This is a genomic window from Pseudomonas monteilii (assembly GCA_001534745.1).
GTDB lineage: Bacteria > Pseudomonadota > Gammaproteobacteria > Pseudomonadales > Pseudomonadaceae > Aquipseudomonas > Aquipseudomonas alabamensis.
On the sequence record CP013997.1, the window covers coordinates 3921550 to 3941055 of the forward strand.

At 61.4% G+C, this 19506-nt stretch carries 17 protein-coding genes; 11 read left to right on the plus strand and 6 right to left on the minus strand.

Annotation, left to right across the window (positions count from 1 at the left end):
- The first annotated feature begins 67 nt into the window (after nucleotides 1-67).
- On the plus strand, nucleotides 68-955 hold the full coding sequence (locus tag APT63_16765) for an AraC family transcriptional regulator (protein AMA47141.1): 888 nt from the start codon (nucleotides 68-70) through the stop codon (nucleotides 953-955).
- Here the strand turns inward: APT63_16765 and APT63_16770 are convergent.
- The 3 genes from APT63_16770 to APT63_16780 are packed head-to-tail and all read right to left on the minus strand — an operon-like array spanning nucleotide 941 to nucleotide 3149.
- Nucleotides 941-1267, minus strand: coding sequence for a hypothetical protein (locus APT63_16770; protein ID AMA47142.1), 327 nt, complete (start codon nucleotides 1265-1267; stop codon nucleotides 941-943). The genes APT63_16765 and APT63_16770 overlap by 15 nt on opposite strands.
- On the minus strand, nucleotides 1267-2847 hold the full coding sequence (locus tag APT63_16775) for a peptidase (GenBank protein AMA47143.1): 1581 nt from the start codon (nucleotides 2845-2847) through the stop codon (nucleotides 1267-1269). Before APT63_16775 ends, APT63_16770 begins: the two co-directional genes overlap by 1 nt.
- Nucleotides 2844-3149 carry a hypothetical protein gene (locus APT63_16780; protein AMA47144.1) on the minus strand — a complete coding sequence of 102 codons (306 nt, stop codon included), beginning with the start codon at nucleotides 3147-3149 and terminating at the stop codon, nucleotides 2844-2846. Before APT63_16780 ends, APT63_16775 begins: the two co-directional genes overlap by 4 nt.
- Nucleotides 3150-3307: 158 nt before the next feature.
- Between APT63_16780 and APT63_16785 the strand changes: the two genes are divergently transcribed.
- The 5 genes from APT63_16785 (at nucleotide 3308) to APT63_16805 (ending at nucleotide 8161) form a co-directional block, all read left to right on the plus strand.
- On the plus strand, nucleotides 3308-3805 hold the full coding sequence (locus tag APT63_16785) for an RNA polymerase subunit sigma (protein ID AMA47145.1): 498 nt from the start codon (nucleotides 3308-3310) through the stop codon (nucleotides 3803-3805).
- Nucleotides 3802-4725: a hypothetical protein gene (locus APT63_16790; GenBank protein AMA47146.1), complete on the plus strand. Its 924-nt coding sequence runs from the start codon at nucleotides 3802-3804 to the stop codon at nucleotides 4723-4725. Before APT63_16785 ends, APT63_16790 begins: the two co-directional genes overlap by 4 nt.
- A 103-nt stretch (nucleotides 4726-4828) precedes the next feature.
- On the plus strand, nucleotides 4829-7153 hold the full coding sequence (locus tag APT63_16795; protein ID AMA47147.1) for a transporter: 2325 nt from the start codon (nucleotides 4829-4831) through the stop codon (nucleotides 7151-7153).
- A 178-nt stretch (nucleotides 7154-7331) separates the two neighbouring features.
- Entirely contained in the window at nucleotides 7332-7760 is a 429-nt protein-coding gene (locus APT63_16800; protein ID AMA47148.1) for a ribosomal subunit interface protein, read from the plus strand.
- A 107-nt stretch (nucleotides 7761-7867) separates the two neighbouring features.
- Nucleotides 7868-8161 carry a hypothetical protein gene (locus APT63_16805; GenBank protein AMA47149.1) on the plus strand — a complete coding sequence of 98 codons (294 nt, stop codon included), beginning with the start codon at nucleotides 7868-7870 and terminating at the stop codon, nucleotides 8159-8161.
- Nucleotides 8162-8187: 26 nt separating this feature from the next.
- On the opposite strand, the gene APT63_16810 is transcribed toward APT63_16805, so the two are convergent.
- Nucleotides 8188-8658, minus strand: coding sequence for a phosphate-starvation-inducible protein PsiE (locus APT63_16810; protein ID AMA47150.1), 471 nt, complete (start codon nucleotides 8656-8658; stop codon nucleotides 8188-8190).
- A gap of 228 nt (nucleotides 8659-8886) precedes the next feature.
- On the opposite strand from APT63_16810, the gene APT63_16815 reads away from it, so the two are divergent.
- Nucleotides 8887-9147 (plus strand): hypothetical protein, encoded by a 261-nt coding sequence (locus APT63_16815; protein ID AMA47151.1) that lies wholly within the window; start codon nucleotides 8887-8889, stop codon nucleotides 9145-9147.
- Between the two features lie 151 nt (nucleotides 9148-9298).
- Here the strand turns inward: APT63_16815 and APT63_16820 are convergent, their stop codons facing one another.
- Nucleotides 9299-10273, minus strand: coding sequence for an AraC family transcriptional regulator (locus tag APT63_16820; protein AMA47152.1), 975 nt, complete (start codon nucleotides 10271-10273; stop codon nucleotides 9299-9301).
- Nucleotides 10274-11254: 981 nt separating this feature from the next.
- Here APT63_16820 and APT63_16825 point away from each other — a divergent pair.
- The gene (locus APT63_16825; GenBank protein ID AMA47153.1) at nucleotides 11255-11851 is read left to right on the plus strand and encodes an antibiotic biosynthesis monooxygenase; all 597 of its coding nucleotides are present in this window, start codon (nucleotides 11255-11257) and stop codon (nucleotides 11849-11851) included.
- A 117-nt stretch (nucleotides 11852-11968) separates the two neighbouring features.
- A complete protein-coding gene (locus APT63_16830) occupies nucleotides 11969-12595 on the plus strand; it encodes a hydrolase (GenBank protein ID AMA47154.1) in 627 nt (208 codons plus the stop codon).
- An 81-nt stretch (nucleotides 12596-12676) separates the two neighbouring features.
- Here APT63_16830 and APT63_16835 read toward each other — a convergent pair whose 3' ends face one another.
- Nucleotides 12677-17809 (minus strand): histidine kinase, encoded by a 5133-nt coding sequence (locus APT63_16835; GenBank protein ID AMA47930.1) that lies wholly within the window; start codon nucleotides 17807-17809, stop codon nucleotides 12677-12679.
- Between the two features lie 279 nt (nucleotides 17810-18088).
- On the opposite strand from APT63_16835, the gene APT63_16840 reads away from it, so the two are divergent.
- Both APT63_16840 and APT63_16845 read left to right on the plus strand, forming a co-directional pair.
- Nucleotides 18089-19078 carry a LuxR family transcriptional regulator gene (locus tag APT63_16840; protein AMA47155.1) on the plus strand — a complete coding sequence of 330 codons (990 nt, stop codon included), beginning with the start codon at nucleotides 18089-18091 and terminating at the stop codon, nucleotides 19076-19078.
- Entirely contained in the window at nucleotides 19075-19491 is a 417-nt protein-coding gene (locus APT63_16845) for a two-component system response regulator (protein ID AMA47156.1), read from the plus strand. The genes APT63_16840 and APT63_16845 overlap by 4 nt, the downstream gene beginning before the upstream one ends.
- The last annotated feature ends 15 nt before the right edge of the window (nucleotides 19492-19506 follow it).

The window sequence follows — 19506 nt, forward strand, 5'->3', positions numbered from 1 at the left end:
GGTTTTGCGCAGCGCCCCGCTGCCCTGGCAGGCATCTCGCAGTACGATGGGCTCGGAGGAAGCACCCATGACCGCCTTGAACCAGCTAGACGTCTTCAACAGCATGCAGGCTTCGCCCAACGCGCGCCTGGAACTGAGCGCGACCTTGGACACCGGCATGGCGGCCGCGGTGTGGCGCAACCGTGACGACGCCCGCGACTACTTGGCGCCGACCCATCACACCTTGTCGTGCTACATCGCCGATGGTACCGGCACCTTCCGGCGCCAACGGCCCGGTGCAAAGGGCGCGCCGAACAAGCTGTGCGTGATGCCGGCGGGCCACGAGTCCAACTGGGTGGTCAACGGGGCGATCCGCCTGGCGCACCTGTACGTCAGCGAAGAACAGTTCGCCCTGGGCTGCGTGCGCCTGCTCGACCGTGAACCGCGGGAGCTGCAACTGCACGAGGCGACGTTCCTCGACGATCCCCTCCAGGCAGCGCGTTTTCATGGGTTGATCGCACTGGATTGGCAGGAGCCTGGGGAACGACTGCTGGCCAGCAGCCTGGGACAGGCGATCATCGACCATGCGCTGCTGGGGCAAGTGGGGCTGCGCCAGGGCGTACGTTTGACGGGAGGGCTGGCACCGCATCAGCGTCGGCACCTGGTGGACTACATCGAGGCGCACCTGGATCAACCGCTGACACTGGACGAACTGGCGCTGCGCTGCCACCTGTCCAGCTACCACTTCGCCCGCATGTTCCGCACCAGCTTCGCCCTGCCGCCCCATCGCTACGTGCTGGCCCGTCGCCTGGCCCGGGGCTGCCAATGGTTGCGCGACAGTGACCTGCCCTTGGGCCAGGTGGCGCTGCTGTGCGGGTTCGCCAGCGCCAGCCATTTCAGCAATCGGTTCCGCGCCGCGCTGGGCGCGACCCCAAGCGATTACCGCGCGACCTTTCGAGGCTCACGCCGGCCATAGCGCCAGGACCGGCCCCAGCACCACACTGAGCAGCGCCAGCCCCAGCAACAGCCGTGGCTGGTACGGCAGGCCGAAGACCCAGACGAGCAGCCCGGCCATCGACACGGCCATCCACTGCACCAGGCCATAGGCCCAGCCCTGCTCTTGTATGGCCAGCAGGAGCGAAACGAACAGCAACGCCCACCCCACGCCCCGTCTCAGGCGCGACTGCGCAAGGGTGGGCTTGCGCTTGAGCACGTCATGGGCGTGCTTGTCCATCGCCAGGCACAAGGCGGCAAACCCGGCAAACGCCAGCATGGCCACGCTGAGCATCAGCGGGCCTCCACGTCGGTCATGGCCTCACGGGCAGCCTGGACGGTCCGGGGCGCGCGCTTGACCACGTGGGGTGCGACGAGCATGCGCCGCGCGGTCCAGGCCAATAGCAGACCGGTGACCAGCGCCGTCAGGTCGAAGCCGGCCATGGCCCAGTCGCCGACGGCCAGGGAATGGTTCAAGCCTTGGCCGGTGGTCAGGCCATTGAGCAGCGGCAGGCCGGCGAACGCCAGCGCGCCCAGCGTCAGTTGCTCGCCCCAGGCGCGACGCCCGGGGCGCAGCGCGGCATGCACCAGCGCCAGGGCCCAGACGATGAAGAAGGCGTTCACCTCCCCGTCGGCGCGCCCTTCGAGGGTCATCGGCAGCAACCGGTTGGCCCAGAAGAATGCGGCCACCCCGAGCAGCAGGCCGCTCATGCTGGCGATGTTGAGCACCTCCACCAGGCGCAGCTCACCGGGCAGGCTCGGCTGCTTGGCGTGCTTGAGCTGCCGCTTGCCCAGCCACATCACCAGCCCCGTGCCGATCACTGCGGTGCCGGCCACGCCGAAGACGGCGTACAGCCAGCGCAGCCAAGGGCCGGCATAGTTGCCCATGTGCAGGCCGACGAAGGTGAAGGAGGTCATCATGGCGACGCTTTCCGGCGCGCCCTGCGACAGCGTGGCGCCACTGACGCCATCGAACGTCCATGTCTCGCTGCGCTTGTAGGCCACATGGTCGGCCGCCGAACGGGTAAAGCTCACGCGGGCATTCTGGTCATTGGGGTTCTGCACCTGGATGAAGCCCATGCGCGCCCCCGGCACCTGTGTCTGTACCTTGGCGTACAGGGCTGGCAACGAGGTCAGGGGGGACGCGGCACCGGCAGCGGGCACGGTCTGGTCACGCCCGAACAGGTCGGCGAAGTAGCCGTCGGCGCTGCCGTAGCTGGCGAGGATGCCGGCCGGCATGACCATGTACATGAAGATCACCAGACTGCTGTAGCTGATCATCAGGTGGAACGGCAGCACCAGTACGCCGATGGCGTTGTGGCCGTCCAGCCAGGAGCGCTGCCCCTTGCCTGGGCGGAAGGTGAAGAATTCCTTGAAGAACTTCTTGTGGGTGATGATCCCGGTCACCAGCCCCAGCAGCATGATGAAGGCACAGAAGGTCGACAGCCAGCGGCCCCAGGGGTGCGGCATCTCCAGCTGGAAGTGGAAGCGGTAGAAGAACTCCCCGCCTCGGCTCTCGCGGGCCTCGACGACCTCCCCGCTGCGCGCGTCGAGTTCCTTGCCCGTGAAGCCTCGGCGGCCGACCGCGTTCTTGTCGCGCCAGTTGACGCTGATGGCCGGCTCGCGCTCGCTGGGCAGGCGGATGAACCAGCTGCTGGCGTCGCCCGCGTTGGCCTGCAGGTAGCGCTGGGCCACGGCCAGGCTGGCAGCCGGATCGAGCGCATGCCGCTGGATTTCCGGCTTGCTCCAGTGGCTGATCTCTTCCTTGAAGTACGAGAGCGTCCCGGTCAGGAAGATCGCGAACAGCAACCAGCCGAAGATCAGGCCGAGCCAGGTGTGCAACCAGGCCATCGCCTGGCGGAAGCCCTCTTTCATGGGTGCGCCATCCCGTAGAGCAGGCCATTGATCGCGCCCAGCACCAGACTCGGCGTCAGCACACCGACCCAGGCGCGCCAGGCGCTGCGGCAGGCGAAGCACCAGAGAAAGGCCAGCACGTAGAAGACGAACGACAGCATCGAGCCGATCAGCACGGCATCGACCTGCGGCCCCGGGATCAGCAACGCCAGGCACACACTGACCATCGATGCCAGCAGGTAGCCCCCCAGCAAGGCGGCCAGGCAGCGCGAGGCGACGGCCAGTCGATAACCGAGCGTGAGCCCGGCGGCGTTGCTTTTCATCGAACGTATCCAGAGGGAGGGCAAGGGTTGCGATAATAATGAGTTGGATTCTCATATGCAAAGCAGCACCGTACGTTTTCCTTGCCGCTCCTCTTCACGCACTCTAAAATGCGAACAATTCTCGATCCCACTCGCGCCTGCCTGGTGCTGGAGTCAGCATGGCGGTTCCCCACCCTACCCCTTTGGTCGAAGGCCTCTACCGAGACCACCATCGCTGGCTGACCGGTTGGCTGCGGCAGCGCCTGGGCTGCCCGCACAATGCCGCAGACCTGGCGCAGGACACCTTCGTCAAGCTGCTGCATGCGCGGGAAACGCCCCAGTTGATCGAGCCCCGCGCCTTTCTGGTGACCATCGCCAAACGGGTCATGTGCAACCACTTCCGGCGTCAGGAACTCGAGCGGGCCTACCTGCAGGCCTTGGCGCAGGTCCCTGAGGCCTGTGTGCCCAGTGAGGAACACAAAGCGATCATCTTCGAAACGCTGCTCGAGCTCGACCGGTTGCTCGATGGCTTGCCGGGCCTGGTCAAGCGCGCGTTCCTGCTGTCGCAGGTCGATGGGTTGGGTCAGTCCGAGATCGCCGTGCAGCTGGGGATCTCGCTGGCCACGGTCAAGCGGTATCTGCACAAGGCAGCCTTGCGCTGTTATTTCGCCCTGTGAGCCGTTCCTTCGCCCCTTCCGTGGCCGAGCAGGCCGTGCACTGGCTGCTCGCCTCGCAGGATGACGACTTCGGCCCGCGCCAGCAGGCGGCCTTTGCTGACTGGCTCGAAGCCGACCCGGAGCATCGCCGCGCCTGGGAACACATCCAGCAGGTCAACCGACGCTTTCGCACGGTCGCCTCACCGGTCCTTCATGCCACCTTGCAAGCGCCGCCCTCGCCCGCGCGACGACACGCGCTCAAGGCCCTGCTGCTGGCAGGTGTGGTGACCGGGTGCGGGTTGGGTCTGCAAACGCACCCGTCGATGCCGCACCTGCTGGCCGACTACCGCAGCCCGCTCGGTCAGCGTCGGCGCCTGACCCTGGACGATGGCAGCCTGTTGCAACTGAACACCGCCAGCGCCGCCGATGTGCAGGTCACCGCACAGGCGCGTCACGTCAGGTTGCTGGAGGGCGAAGCGCAGCTCGACGTGCGCGCCGCGTCGCGACCTTTGTCGCTGGAAACGGCCGGTGGGCGGCTGCAGCTCGAACACGGGCGGTTCAACGTGCGCCGGTTCATGGGCTACAGCCATGTGTCAGTGCTCGACGGTGTGGCGGTCCTGCACGGCCAGGGTTTGCAGGCAGGGCAGCAGGCCCGGCTGCTGGAGGACCGGTGGCAGGCGGTGGCGCCCCTGGACCCCAACGTCGGCGCCTGGGTCGATGGCATGCTCGTCGCCTCGCACATGCGCCTGGCGGACTTTCTCGACGAGCTGTCGCGCTATCGCCCCGGTCGGCTAGGGTGCAGCGAGCGCATCGCGGGGCTGCGCGTATCCGGCTCGTACCCCCTAGACGACAGCGAGCGCATCCTGCGCATGCTCAGCGTGGCCCTGCCCGTACGGGTTCGGCGCTTCACGCGCTACTGGGTTCAGGTAGAGCCGGCCTGACCTGGACCACACGGCTGCCGATTTTTTTCATCGCGTGTGAGCCATTTCGTCGACCTCGCGTGACAGACAAGGCAAAGACCCACTTTCGAAGGATGTCCGCTTCATGCCTCTGCCACGCACGCCCTGCCTCCCAGCGTTGCTGTTCGCCACCAGTCTAGTGCTCACCGTACCCGCCGTGCAGGCGGCCGAGACGCGCACGTATCACATCGCTGCCGGTGGGCTCGAGGATGCCCTGAACCAGTTCGGCCGGCAGAGCGGCGTGTTGATCGCCTATGGCTCAGCCTTGACCCAGGGCCTGCTCAGCCCTGGCCTGGAGGGCACCTATGAGGTCGCCGCCGGTCTGGAGGCGCTGTTGCGCGGCAGCGGCCTGCAGGCACAGCCAAATGCCGGCGGCTATACCTTGGAGCCTGCAAGGGCACCCGTGGCAGGCGCGCCGCTCGAGCTGGGCACCTCGACCGTGGTCGGTGACTGGCTGGGCGACGCCCGCCAGGATCGGGTGTTCGAGCACGCCGGTGCCCGTGACGTAATCCGTCGCGAGGAATTCCAGCGCAGTGGCGCCGCGACCGCCCGGGACGTACTCGACCGCATGCCGGGGGTCAACGCGCCCGAGAACAACGGCACCGGTGGCCATGACCTGGCGCTGAACTTCGGCATCCGCGGTCTCAACCCACGACTGGCCTCACGCTCCACGGTGCTGATGGACGGCATTCCAGTGCCCTTCGCGCCGTACGGGCAGCCTCAGTTGTCACTGGCCCCGATCAGCCTGGGCAACATGGACGCGGTGGACGTGGTGCGCGGCGGCGGCGCGGTGCGCTATGGCCCGCAGAACGTCGGAGGCATCGTCAACTTCGTCACCCGTGCGATCCCCGAGGCGCCCACGCTCAAGGCCTCCATGACCAACCGCATCAGCCCTTCGTCGAGCCATGATGGCTTCAAGAACACCGCCAACCTGCTGGCCGGTGGCACCAACGACAACGGGCTGGGCGGTGCGCTGCTGTACTCCGGCACCCGTGGCGGTGACTGGCGCGAACACAGCGACACCCAGATCGACGACCTCATCCTCAAGAGCGCGCTGCAGCTGGACGAGGCCAACAGCCTGCATGCCATGGCGCAGTACTACGAAGGCGAGGCAGACATGGCAGGAGGCCTGAGCAAAGCCGATTTCGACGCCGATCCCTATCAGTCGACTCGCCCCAAGGACAAGTTCTGGGGCCGCCGGACGTTGTTCAACGTGGGCTACGATTACCGTCAGGACGACCGTCAGTTCAGCGTCAACAGCTTCTTCACCAAGACCTTGCGCAGTGGCTACCTGGACCAGGGCAACTTCGTGTCCCTGTCGCCGCGCGAGTACTGGGTACGCGGCCTGGAGACGCGGTTCTCGCAAGGCATCGCCCTCGGCGACAGCTGGCACGAGCTGGGCGTCGGTTATCGCTACGTCAACGAATCCGGCCATGAGCTGCGCTTTCGCGAGGCCCCGGGCGCCGACCTGCCGACCACGGCCAGCCGTAACGATCGCGACACCCGTGGGCACACCGAAGCCCACGCCGTGTACCTGGACGATCGCATCGACATCGGTCGCTGGACGCTGACCCCAGGCATCCGCTACGAAATGATCGATTCCGAGCAGAACAATGCCCTCAGTGGCAGGCGCTACCAGGGCGACTACACGACCGCGCTGCCTGCGTTGAACGTGCTCTATCACCTGAGCGAGCGCTGGAACCTGTACGCCAACACCGAAGGCTCCTTCGGCAGCGTGCAGTACAGCCAGATGCCCAACCGCGTCAGCAGTGGCGAAGTGAAGCCGGAAAAGGCCCGCACCTGGGAAATCGGCACGCGCTACGACAGCGGCGACCTGCAAGCCGAACTGGGGCTGTTCCTGATCAACTTCGACAACCAGTACGAAAGCAACCAGACCAACGACTCGGTGATCGCCCGTGGCGAGACGCGCCACCAAGGCCTTGAAACCCGTGTGCGCTATGCGCTGGATGGCCTCGACCCGCGCCTGGCCGGCTTCGACGTGCACGCCAGCTACGCCTTCGTCGATGCGCGCATTCGCGAGGACGGGCCCAACAAGGGCAACCGCGTGCCCTTCTCTTCACGTCACAAGGGCGACCTGGGCGTGGGCTACAGCGAAGGGCCCTGGCAGGCCAACCTCGATGTCAGCTTCCAGGACGGCCAGTTCGCCGACAATGCCAACACCCGTGCCGAAAGCGCCGACGGCAGCACGGGAAGAATCCCGGGGTACATGTTGGCCAGTACCCGCGTGGCCTATGACTTCGGCCCCGAGTTGTCGAACCTGAACGTCGCCCTGGGGGTGAAGAACCTGTTCAACCGCGAGTATTACACCCGCTCGTTCGATGACAACAACAAGGGCAAGTACGTCGGGGAGCCGCGCACACTGTACCTGCAGACGTCCGTCGAGTTCTGACCGCATCACGCAACCCTCGACGGCCGGTAAATACCTTTTGCAACAGGACATTTATCTGGCGAAGGGGGTTGAATTCTATGCACTTTCCCCCGACCTTGGAGTCAAGAGGCAATAGATCCCTTGGCTTTTTCGGCCAGGGCAAGGGCCTCTTGCGAGCCAGCTGAATAAGGATTGAACCATGCAGATCCAGGTCAACAGCAGCAATCAAATCGAAGGCGGCATCCGTCTCAACGACTGGGTGACCAGCACCCTGCAAAGCGCGCTCGAACGCTACGAGGAAGACCTGACCCGCATCGAGGTGCACCTGAGCGACGAAAACGGTGGCAAGTCCGGGGCCGACGACAAGCGTTGCCAGCTCGAAGCACGACCCAAGGGACACCAGCCGATCTCCGTGACCCACAACGCCCCCTCGCTCGAGCTGGCCATCGATGGCGCCGCCGAGAAGCTCGACCATGCGCTGGAGCACCTGTACGGCAAGCTGCGTGACAAGCGCGCGGTGCCGGAACTGATCGAAGACCCGGACCTGAAAGACCCGGAAGACGCCGAAGAACTGGAAGGCCTGCAGGACCTGCAAGACCAAGAAGAGGCCAAGGCCTCGAAAGCCTGACCGATGCACCGGACGCCGGGCTTCGCGCCCTGCGTCCAGTCTGGCGTGAACCAACGCCCGTTGTCGCCGGTCTATCCTTACACGTCCCTCGCCACAGAACCGGCACCATGCACAACCCGTTCAACCTCATCAGCGATGCCTTCGCCCCGCGCTATCGGGTCAACCTGAGCATCGAACGACTCGACGGCAGCATCATGCTGACCTTGTCCACCGAGCATGGCGTGGCCGCCAAGCGCCTGATCACCCCTGAGCAACGCAACGACCCTCAGCGCCTTCAGCGCATGATCGACCGCATTCGCCTGGACCTCGCCTCCGAGCAGGCGGGAGGTACCCTGCCTCTGCTGACAGGCCTGCCCCGCTCGCCCGCCTCGTCCACACCCGTGACCGGCGTCGCCCTCTGAGCACCACGCCTGTCATCGGCAGTTGATCATTTGCCGTCGTCCAGGTCCTTGCCGTGTGCATCGAGCACGCGCGCCGAGGGGTAGCGATACGAGGCATAGCGCACCACCAGGATGGAAAACGCCAGCAGCAGGATGCCGCCGCACAGGTACAGCAGCCCGACATCCGGTGCCTTGTGGTGCGACACGTCACCGATCAGCAGGCGCGTCAGCGCGGTGATCGCGACGTAGAGCAGGAAGCGGATCGGCATGTGGTTGGTCTTGAAGTAGATCCCCACCATGGCGCCCAGCTCCAGGTAGATGAACAGCAGCAGGATGTCATCGACACTGGCACTGCCCTGACCCACCATTTCCAGAAAGGTCATCAGCGCGGCCCAGGCAGTCACGCCGCCGATGCCGAACAAGGCCAGGTAGTGGAACGACTCGACGCACAGATTGCCCAGCGAGTCGGCGGAGCCATGCAGGCCCTTGCGTAGCTTTTCAGCCCATTTGATGTTCACGATGTCCGGCTCCCGAGGTGACGGATGGAAAGGTACGTCCTGTCCATGACAGATGTAGCCATGCAGGCATGAGGCCAAGGCACTAGCCTGAGAAGACGACCGAGCGTCGCAGGGCACGTCGAGGCGCGGACGAAAGACACCTTCCGGCTTGCGCTGGAGGGATGAATGCGGAATACTGTATATAGATACAGCAATCTACAGACAGCGATAAAGGCATAGAGGTGATGAATGGCCGTCGAAGTGGTGTACCGCAGCAGTCGCGACCCGGAGCGTTTGTTCATGGATAAAGCCGAAGCAGATCGTCATGACAAGATGCTCGAACTGGCCGAGCGCCTGGCCGACGTGCTGCAAAAAGCCGTACCGTCGTTGAACGAGAAGCAGGTCGAAGAGGCCGGCATCTACATGGCCAAGCACCGGGACGTGTTCGCCCGGGCATTCAAGAGCCAGCCGGATGCACTCGGCGAGTTGCTCGACAGCCCGGCCGACTGATCGAGTCGGGGCGCACGCGTGAGATCAGAAGCGCCCGTGCCCGTTTACTAGACGAACCGGGTCGAGACTGCGCTGCGGGGTCGCTGTCGAGCATGACCGAAGATCACTCGGTCGAAGTCCTGACCAAAGGCACGTCAATGGGCTAGTTCGGTCACTCGGGGCCGAATTGTTGACGGTACTGGTTGGGACTCACGCCAATACGCTCACAGAACACCTTGCGCATGTACTTGGCAGTGCAAAAGCCACATCGCGTCGCGATGGTCTTGAGGGGAAGATGTGTGCCCTCCAGCAGCCTTCGTGCATGATCGATTCGAGCGTTCTGTACAAACTGCATCGGCGTCAGGCCAGTCTCCCGCTGAAACGCCCTGGCGAAGTTTCTCGAGCTCATCGCGACCCTGTCAGCCATCGATTGCACCGAATACTGTTGTTCGATGTGATCGACCACGTAGGCCTGAACCTTGGCTATGGGTGAACCATCTCTGGTCACGGACGCCAACAGGGGACCAAACTGGGTCTGCCCTCCCTGCCGCTTCATCACGACGAGCAAGACCTTGGCCACTTCCAGGGCCAGTTCTTTCCCATGGTCTTCAGCGATGATCGCCAGGGCCATGTCGATGCCCGCCGTGATGCCCCCTGAGGTGATCAGATTGCGGTCAACAACATAGATCTGCTCACTTTCGACTTTCGCGTCGGGATGTCGCTGGGCCAGTCTGCCGATGTAGTTCCAGTGAGTGGTACAGCGATAACCATCCAGAAGACCTGCCCTGCCCAGCAGGAACGCCCCGGTGCAGATGGCTCCGAAACGCTTGGCATTTCGCGCCGCGTCGGGAAGCCACGCTTGAATGGCAGGATGAGGGTCGTCGTAAGCACCTGGCCCGCCAGGAACCAGCAAGAGATCCAGATCACTCGGCGCTTGGGTCAACACACAATCGGCCTTGACCTGAAGCCCACAGGAGCTTCGAATCAATCCGTCCTCAACCCCGAGTGTCAGAATGCGATACCGTCTTCCCTCAGGAAGGAAACGGTTCGCCACTGCAAAGGCATCCACTGGCCCCGTGATATCCAGCATCAAAACGCCATCAAACAATACCATTGCAATCGTTTTGGCTGTCTTGCCTACTTGCATGTTACGCCGCCTGCACAGGAGCCGTTGAAATACAGCTTCAAACTTTGAATGAGGTCATGAAGTCGCTGCGGCGATAGACACTCGCAGCGCCCCGCATTGGCGCTAAAATAACACTCCTTCCTGCAGAAATGACCTGATTGTCTCTGGGGAAATACCAGATGGCATGCAGTACTTGTCGTTGCCTGGTGCGTTCACCTTTCCTTCAGCGTAGGCCTGCCCGTTGGTAACGGCACCTGTCCTGGCCACACCCTTGGAAGTAGGTTTAATAAGTCTTAAGCAGGCGCTCAGGACTTTGCACATGGACAGTCGCCACACTCTCCCGTACTGAAATGGGGGAGTCGTCATGCGCTATCAAGAAGCCGTTCGGTCTGAATCGATCACTCATCGACCTATTCCATCATGTGCTGGACTCGATGAAGCGCCTCTTCGAATCACGCCAACCGATTTTGCGTGGCAGCGTCCAACTTCAGCACCGGCAAGCCCGTGGCGCAATGTACGAAAAGCGCCCCCGGGTTCGCTCGCACCTCATCAGCTGCAGCAGGCGACCGACCTATTGCTGGCCAACCTGAATGGGCCCATGGGGATCATCGAAATTGCCCGTGCCTGTCACCTCACCCGCAGCCATTTTTCGCGTGCCTTCAAGCTCAGCACGGGGATATCGCCGGTCGAGTGGCGCTTGAACGCTCGTCTGGAGAAGGCCAAGGCATTGCTCAGCTCGTCGCTAACCCTCACCGAAGTGGGGCTGGAAGCTGGCTTCTGTGATCAAGCGCACTTCACCAAGGCATTCACGCGCCTGGCGGGAACTACGCCGAAAAGATGGCGTGCCGCACGGGCAGTTGCATCAGCGGGAACAACGCTTAAGCGTTGATTACACCTGGGTCCATATCCCTCGGGACAATAGCGGGCCGAACCGTTTATTGAAATCATAACGATCCTCGTGAATGCACGAGGGTTCAATCTTTTCAGCCTTGGCGACATCACATGGGGGTGAACATGGGTGCCCACGAAGACATCATGACGCTTGTCATCAAACATCGAGTCAAGCCGGGTCATGAGGCCGCCTATGAAGCGTGGTTAAAGCAAACAGTGGACATTGCCAGCCGACGTGAAGGCCATCTGGGTGCCGACATTCATCGAGAGACTCATGGAGGTCTGCAAGTCTTCACCTGTGTGCTGCGCTTTTGCTCGACCGACGTGATGCAGGCATGGCTCGACTCGGAAGCACGCCACGAACGCGTGCAGGAAGTACTGCCCATGCTGGCAGACGGGGACCAGACAGACGTCACTCCAGGCAGCGAATTCTGGTTTGCGCCGGCCACGGAACATCAGCAGCAGCCTCCGCGCTGGAAGCAGGCCATTGTGTCCTTTCTGGTGATTCTGCCACTGAGCTTGATCGTGCCCAAGCTCTGGATACCCGTGCTCAGTCTGCACCCCTTCTGGGCCAGCTACCTGGGCAGCAACATCGTCATCACGGCAACGATCGTCACGTTGGTCGTGTACCTCTGTATGCCTGCTGCCATGCGTCTGTTTGCTCCGTGGCTCGACCCCTCCCAGCGCGCCACTGATCAACAGCCTTGAGAGTTGAAGGGCCCCGCGTCGGATCACCTCCGCCGTGGTGCGGCGTTCGACTTCCAACTGTTCATTAACGCTTCAACAAACCGTCGTTTACATCCCACCCATCAAAGGTGCATTACCATGAGCAATCCAGATTACAAGCGTTTGAATAAAGATGACGCAGTCGTACTGTTGGTTGACCACCAGACCGGCCTCATTTCGCTTGTGCAGGACTTCTCGCCCAATGAGTTCAAGAACAACGTCCTGGCTCTGGGTGACCTGGCCAAGTTCTTCGGCTTGCCCACCATCTTGACCACCAGCTTCGAACAGGGCCCTAACGGTCCGCTCGTTCCTGAGCTGAAGGAAATGTTCCCGGACGCCCCGTACATCGCGCGCCCTGGTCAGATCAACGCCTGGGACAACGAAGACTTCGTCAAAGCCATCAAAGCGACCGGCCGCAAGCAGCTGATCATCGCGGGTGTCGTGACTGACGTCTGCGTGGCGTTCCCGACGCTGTCCGCGCTGGCTGAAGGCTTCGACGTCTTCGTCGTGACCGACGCGTCCGGCACTTTCAACGAGACCGTTCAACAAGCGGCGTGGGTCCGCATGACCCAAGCCGGCGCCCAGATGATGAACTGGTTCTCGGTGGCCTGTGAGTTGCACCGCGACTGGCGCAATGACATCGAGGGCTTGGGCAACCTGTTGTCCCAGCGCATTCCCAACTACCGTAACCTGATGAACAGCTATGCGGCCCTGACCGCCAAGTAATCACCCGTAGCTGCAAAAAGCCTGCGACCACGCAGGCTTTTTGCATCCTGTCCTCTAGCAGTTTGCTGGCCAGGCAATGAATCATCCCGGATTGCCACGCGGCAGCGTGAAGCGAATCCGGCATCCGCCACAGGGCGAATGCTCTGCCTGCAAGCTACCGCCATGCGCGCGTACCACCGAATTGCAGATGGCCAGTCCCATTCCAAGACCATGATCCTTGGTGGTGTAGAACGCACCAAAGATGTTCTCCCGCTCATCAGCAGGAATGCCAGGACCATTATCGTCGACGCTCACCTCGACCCCATCGTCCAGCGTGCGCGACGTGATGCGCAGCGTCCCATCGTCCGTCCTGAAGCCTGACAAGGCTTCCAGCCCGTTGTTTATGAGGTTGTAGATCAATTGCTGAACCTGGACCTGGTCGATCATGATGGGGTCAGGCGCATCGAGGTGGGTATCGAGCTTTACTCCCTGTCTGACGACCTCTGAAGTCGTCAGTCGGATCACCTCACGTATCACATCATCCAGGCATGTCATCTTCTGCTGAGCGTTCGTTTGCTTGGCGAGCGAACGGAGTGCCCGGACGATACCTGCAGCTCTTTCACTGTCGGCGCGGATGTCTTCCAGGCCTGCGATGGCCTCGTCCAGGTTGGGTGTGCCGCGTTTCAGCCACCGCAGGCTTGCGGCAGCATTCGAGGCTATGCCCAGTAGCGGCTGGCTGATCTCATGGGCAATGGAGGCCGAGAGTTCACCCATCACTTGCATGTGAGCGCTACGCGCCAGCTCTGCACGAGAGCGCCTGAGCGCCTCCTCCATCTGGGCCTTGATCTGGTTATCTTCTGCCAGCCGTGTGAAGAATTTCGCAGCCTGGAGCGACACTGCGGCTTGAGAAGCGAGAATTTCGAGCATGGCCAGGCGCTGAGACCCGAACAGACCAGGTACCCGTCGGTTTTCCAGGTAAACCAATCCAATCAACACCCCTTGCTTGATCAGCGGCAAGCAAAGAACCGAACGGGCGTTTCGCTGCTGCAGTTCACTTCTGAATGCATCGGGACACTCCAACAGCGCATCATGCAACACCAGATTGGTCTTGGTCCGCATGGTAGCGTTCAGGACGGACACCGGAGCCTGGGTCAAGAATTTCTGACAGTTCTCCATCGTGACCTTGAGACCGTCATCCTCGATGTCGGCAAGCGCAGCCATCTGAAATTCCGCGCCGCTCACAATCAGCAATGCGCCATGGTCAGCGCCGGAGTGCTGCATCAGATGGCTCATCAGCGTCTCGATGAGCCGTTCCAGGAGCACTTCTTCCGAAAGCGCTCGGGCGGCCTCAATACCGACCTTCAGATCCAAGTGGGCCTGGGAAGCACTCCTGAAGGTTTCTTGAACGGGCTGGATGCGCAGGAAAGGGTGTAGCGTCTCCAGTTGTCGAACCTTTCCATTAGCCCCCCATATGTGGAAGCAGTCCCGAGCGACGCGAAGGTGCAGGTTCGCACCGGAAATCAGACCGCTAGGAATGCACACTTCAGCGAGCTGCTCATGGGCAAGCGCCTGCTCATGGAGGAAGCCGGCGGCGGCCGCTGCAATTTGAGCCTGGTCAAAGCAGCGAATCGCCACAAGCCCATCACCGTTTAGCTTGGCGATGACACCTTCGATCAGCAAAAGCTTATTGCGGAACGTGACAGGGTTCAGGGCTGCCCAGCGGGCGAAACGTTCACGGTTCTCATGCAGCGTCTCGAGTTTCGACTCCGTGGTGCCGGGTGCTTCAGGGCTACCCAAGGCCAGACTGTAAAACAGGTAGAAGTCGGAAAGGTTGATGTGCGCCGGAGCTGACCATGTCACGGTTTGGGCGGCTCGGAACCGACGCACAGCGTAAGGAATGTGCCCAAGGTAGAAGGCCGACATCCCCGCGTAGAGCGAGCTGAAGAAAAGCGTGGTCTTGGAGCGGGCGGCTGCGTGCCCCGCCTCATAAAGCGCAGTTTCGGCGCAGTCCGACTCAACCATCGGCCTAGGCGAATAGCCTTCGGAAAGGTCCTGAACAAAACGCTCCTGTGCGACCAGAATGGTCTCGACGTCGGCGTAAGCGTACTGTCGAACCACCTTGAGGCCGCGACCGATCACCTTGGCGACCTCCTGCAGGTGCTCGCCCATGATCAATGAATCGGACACCAGGTGATTGCATGCGTAACAGGCCATTGCCAAGTCGCCGCTGAGGTGCCCCGTCTCGAAGGCCTCGGACGCTTTCTGTTTGGCGTACTCCATCGGAGCCGTCCAGGCGCTGACCTGATCCAGCGCAACCAGGGTACCCGTGAGGTCAGCTTCGAACCCATAGCGTTCGATCAGCTTGAGGGCGACCAGACAACACGAATAACCGTCGTGATACGCACCGAACCGCTCTGCGATCATGACGCCGTACCAGGACAGGCCGTACGTACTGCCAGGTGCAATGCCGTATTGCAGTGACAGCTCAACGATCTTGGCAAGGTGCAGGAATCGGATGTCGTCCTCGACGAAGAAGGACGCACCGAGCGTCGCGAGAAGCTCGATGGCCACCTCGGCTTCTGGATCTGCGATTCTCGGTAGAGACTCCAGGCCAAACAATCCACGCGTGTCGATCAGCGTCTGAAGCTTGACGTGCTCAGCGGCCACCAGGTCGGGGAGCACACCGCGGCGCATCGTGATCCCAAGGCCGGCAAGCCCCTCGAGCGCTTCGTCGATTGCAGGTTCATACTCCGAGCGCAGCGTGAGAAGCTTGGCTTTGAGTTTATGCCCCCGGGCGCGCTCGATCCTGTTGCCCGCCCGGCGCATGCATTCTGCAATCTTGTGTTCCGCCTTGATCATCTCCGACAACTGCATGTCGCATTCAGCGGCTTGATACATGATCGCGAACGAGAACTTGGCGCGAAGATCGTCGCAGTTGCTCGACTGCTGTACGTGTTCGGCCGAGACGAGATAACCCGCCGCCTGTTCGAAGGCCGCGGTATCACGCGCTCGCGCAGCGGCTTCAAGCAGCAGCGTGAGAAAGTCCTCGGCCTGTTCTGGCTGATACGCGCCTTTTTCCGACAGATGCACCTGGTTGGCGATTTCGAAGGTGGCCTGAGCAAGCGCATCCCGCCACAGTCTGTGCATGCTGAGCGCGATTTCAGCGTGCTGCTTCGGCCGCTGCGCAGGCGGCGTCAAATCGTATGCGGCTTCAAGCACGCGGTCGTGGGTAAAGAGAATTCCCCCCGGCGTCAATGAAATGAAACCGGCACTGCTCAGGCTTTGAAGTCGGGTGTTCAACAGCGCCGGATCAAGGTCGACCAATGCAGCCAGCAGTGCCTCGTCGCACTTTCCTCCCACGGCAGCGATCAGCCGAAGGATCTCATGCTGCATGGGCGGCAGTCGCCGCAATCGCTGGATCATGAGGTCGGCCACGTTGTCGGCATAGCGATGCTGCGCGACTGCTTCCAGCGACCACGTCCAGCCCATCTGATGGCTGTCGAATTCGACCAGCTTGTCTTCGATCATCACCTTCAAGATCTGGTTGATGAAGAAGGGGTTGCCGGCGGTTTTCTCGTGAACGTGCCTGGCGACTTCGACAACGCTTTCGCCTGGGGCATGGAATCGTTGAGCAATCAGCGCTTTCACCGCCTCTACCGAAAGTGGAGGCAGTGACAGGTGATAGGACAGCGCCGAGCACGTGTCCACTGGCAGGAGGCTCGAGTCCACCGCCTGCGATGCCTTCTGGTCTTCTGTGCGCAAGGCCAGTACCAGAAGCGTATTACGCAGAGGCCGGGCAAGATACTCTCTCAGCAAGCAATGGGTCGCGTCATCGGCCCACTGCATGTCATCGAGGAAGATCACCAAGGGTTTGCCGGGCGTGCCAAAGAACGCCAGAAAATCGAGGATCGCTCTGTTTTCTCTTTCAAGAGCAAGGCGCGTAGGCTTTTCAGGGAATTCGGCCATCGGGCCAATGATGAGTTTCAAGTAAGGCGCCAGCTTCGCAAGCAACTTGCCACGGCCTTTGAGGCGCCCCGCGAGGTCAGCGCTGATCGAATCCAGGTCACTGCTGTTTTTGACCAGCAGTTGGGTGGCCAGGGATTCCAGGATTTCTCTCCATGGACCATACGGAATCGCCTGGTCAGAGGTATTGCACTTTCCCGCGGCCCAGTAGCTTTCCGTGTGCGCGCGTAGCGACGAGGTCACCAACGAAGACTTCCCGCTACCGGCAGGGCCGGAAACGGTGAGAACGCGTGGAGCACTGTCGCGTCGCAGGACCCTCAGGATGCTTTCGACCTTCGCCTGCTCCTCACCACGACCAAACAGGACCTCGCCGCCCATCGAGGTGACATCCGCAGTTCCCAGGACGAACGGGGCAGTAGGCAAGTCTCCCGACCATTGACGCAGGCAGTGCTCGAAGTCCACGGCCAAGGCCTTGGCCGACTGATACCGTGCGTTAGGTTCCTTGGCCAACGCCTTGAGCAGGATGTCGCTGACCATGGAAGGAACGCCAGCCTTGAGCTCGACAGGTGGCCTGGCCTGCACGCCTGCATGCAGTTGTCGCCAATGCGATTTGTCCCGTCCCTCCAGAGGTAACTCACCCACCAGCAAGTGGTACAGCGCTGCACCCAGCGCATAGATGTCGCTCCTGTGATCCGTCAAGGACCCATGGGGACACACTTGCTCTGGAGCCAGGTAGTTCCAGTGGTCCGAGGTGGCGCTTTCCAGGTTGATCAGCTCCAGCGTGTCGGCCCTGAAACAGCTGAGCCTGACCGAGTCGTGATCCCCTACGACAATATGCTGAGCTTGCAGAGCACCGTGCGTGACCCCCTTGTCGTGAGCAAGCGCCAGTGATTTCGAAGCATTGGAGGCCAAGCGGAGAAAACGCTCGTGGGGTACGCCACCGGCGCTGATCAGGTCCATGAAGCTCAGGCCGCTGGAGGGCGGATAGATCATCAAGGGTCCCTCTGCAGAACGGACGAACCCCACCGGCAGGATGGCCCACTCGGGCTCGAGCCGGATACGGTAATCTCGCTCGAGCCGCTGGCAAGCGGCAGGCGATTCAATCGGGGCACGTGCGGCTATCCAGGTCTTTGACGTGTCTGGATCAAACAGGCCGCAATACGTAAGTTCTCCCTCATGTCGTCGAAGCGAAACACGGCATCGATTCAGCCAGGCTTCACCCAACAGTGTTTCTTTGCGCGAAAGCATAGGAGGAAGACGGTTTTCTAGCATCGTGCCACCCTTCATGAACCCTTCATTTCGTTCCGCGATCGAGTATACGCAAGGCGTGGAAGTTGCAGGATGACCCCGGCGGGTTTGGCTGAATGAGGTCCCCTGATGACCGTCATGTGCCCCAGAGGATGTTTACACTAAGGCGGAAGTTATAAGGGCAGAGGGCACTTCATAAACTCGCCCTATCCCACGGCATACTTGTCTTAAGACACGAGAGCGATTACGGTCGCGTGGCCTTGCTCCGGCCGACGTCGGTCAATCAAACCGGTTGAGAACATCATGATCCGATTAGGCAACGCGACAATTTCCCTGGAACGCCGAGAGGTTTTCCTAGACGATCGTCCGGTCCGTATCGGCGGCCGTGCATTTGACATCCTGGCCGTGCTGATTCGTGCGCAAGGCCGGATCGTTGCGAAGGATGAGCTGATCAATCAGGTGTGGCCTGACACTGTCGTTGAAGAAAACAATCTCCAGGTGCAGATCTCCTCGCTGCGTAAGGCCTTCTTTCCACAGGCGTTGATACACACCGTGCCGCGACGCGGGTATCGCCTGTCTGCTGACATTGAGCTCGACCAGACGCCACCGCCTCGAAACCAAATCATGCTGCGCCAAGATACGGTGTCCTCCGTGGACGCCTCTGCCGTCCGGGTGTTCGTGATCGATGACGATGCCTCGATCAGAAATGCCTTGTCGCGCTTGCTGCGTGCCGAAGGTATCCCCCATGCACTGTTCGAATCTGCTGAAGCGTTTCTGAACACCCAATGGGAAACTCCGTACGCCTGCCTCTTGCTCGACATCAACTTGCCGACGAAGAGTGGCCTGGATCTGCAAGAGGCCTTGAGGAACATGGAGGCGCCCTGGCCCATCATCTTCATGACCGGCAACGGTACGATTCAGATGACCGTCCAGGCCATGAAGGCAGGCGCCGAGGAATTCCTGACCAAGCCATTTCAGGATGAACAACTCCTCGACGTATTGGCCAGTGTACGCGAGAAGGCCATAGAGAGCGGTGATGCCTGGCTGGACATGAAACGGGTGAGCGAGAAGTACGCCCGGCTGACAAGCCGTGAAAGAGAGGTGTATTCACTCGTGGTGAACGGCCTGACGCATAAAGAAATCTCCAACGCACTGGGCACCCGCGAAGTCACCGCGAAGGCCCATAAAAAGAACATCATGTTAAAGATGCAATCGAGGTCACTCATCGAGTTGGCGTCGATGTACAACACGATCACCGTGAGCCGCCCTCCTGAGCATCAGGAACCTGCATGAATAGAGACTCTGAGTGCAAAGCATTCAGTCCGACCGCGTCAGCGTTGATTGTCGTCTGCATTGTCGATGATGACGCTTCTGTACGAAGAAGCCTGTCGAACTTATTGCGCTCTGCAGGCTTTGACACTTTGTCGTTCGCCTCAGGAGAAGACTTCCTTGCCTCGCCCCACGCGCGCGTAGCAGGGTGCGCCTTGCTGGATTTGAAAATGCAGGGCCTGTCTGGCTCGGACGTGCAAAAGGCGCTCATTCGCCTGGATAACCCATTGCCGGTGATCTGCATGTCCGCACACTGGGACAATGGCGCCCTGTCGGAATCGATGCGTCAGGGGGCCGTTGCTTGTTTGTCCAAGCCCTTCACCGAAGAAACGCTGCTCGACGCAGTCGGTGAAGCCATGAAGGTTACCCGGCACTGAGCCGTCCTCTGCAGA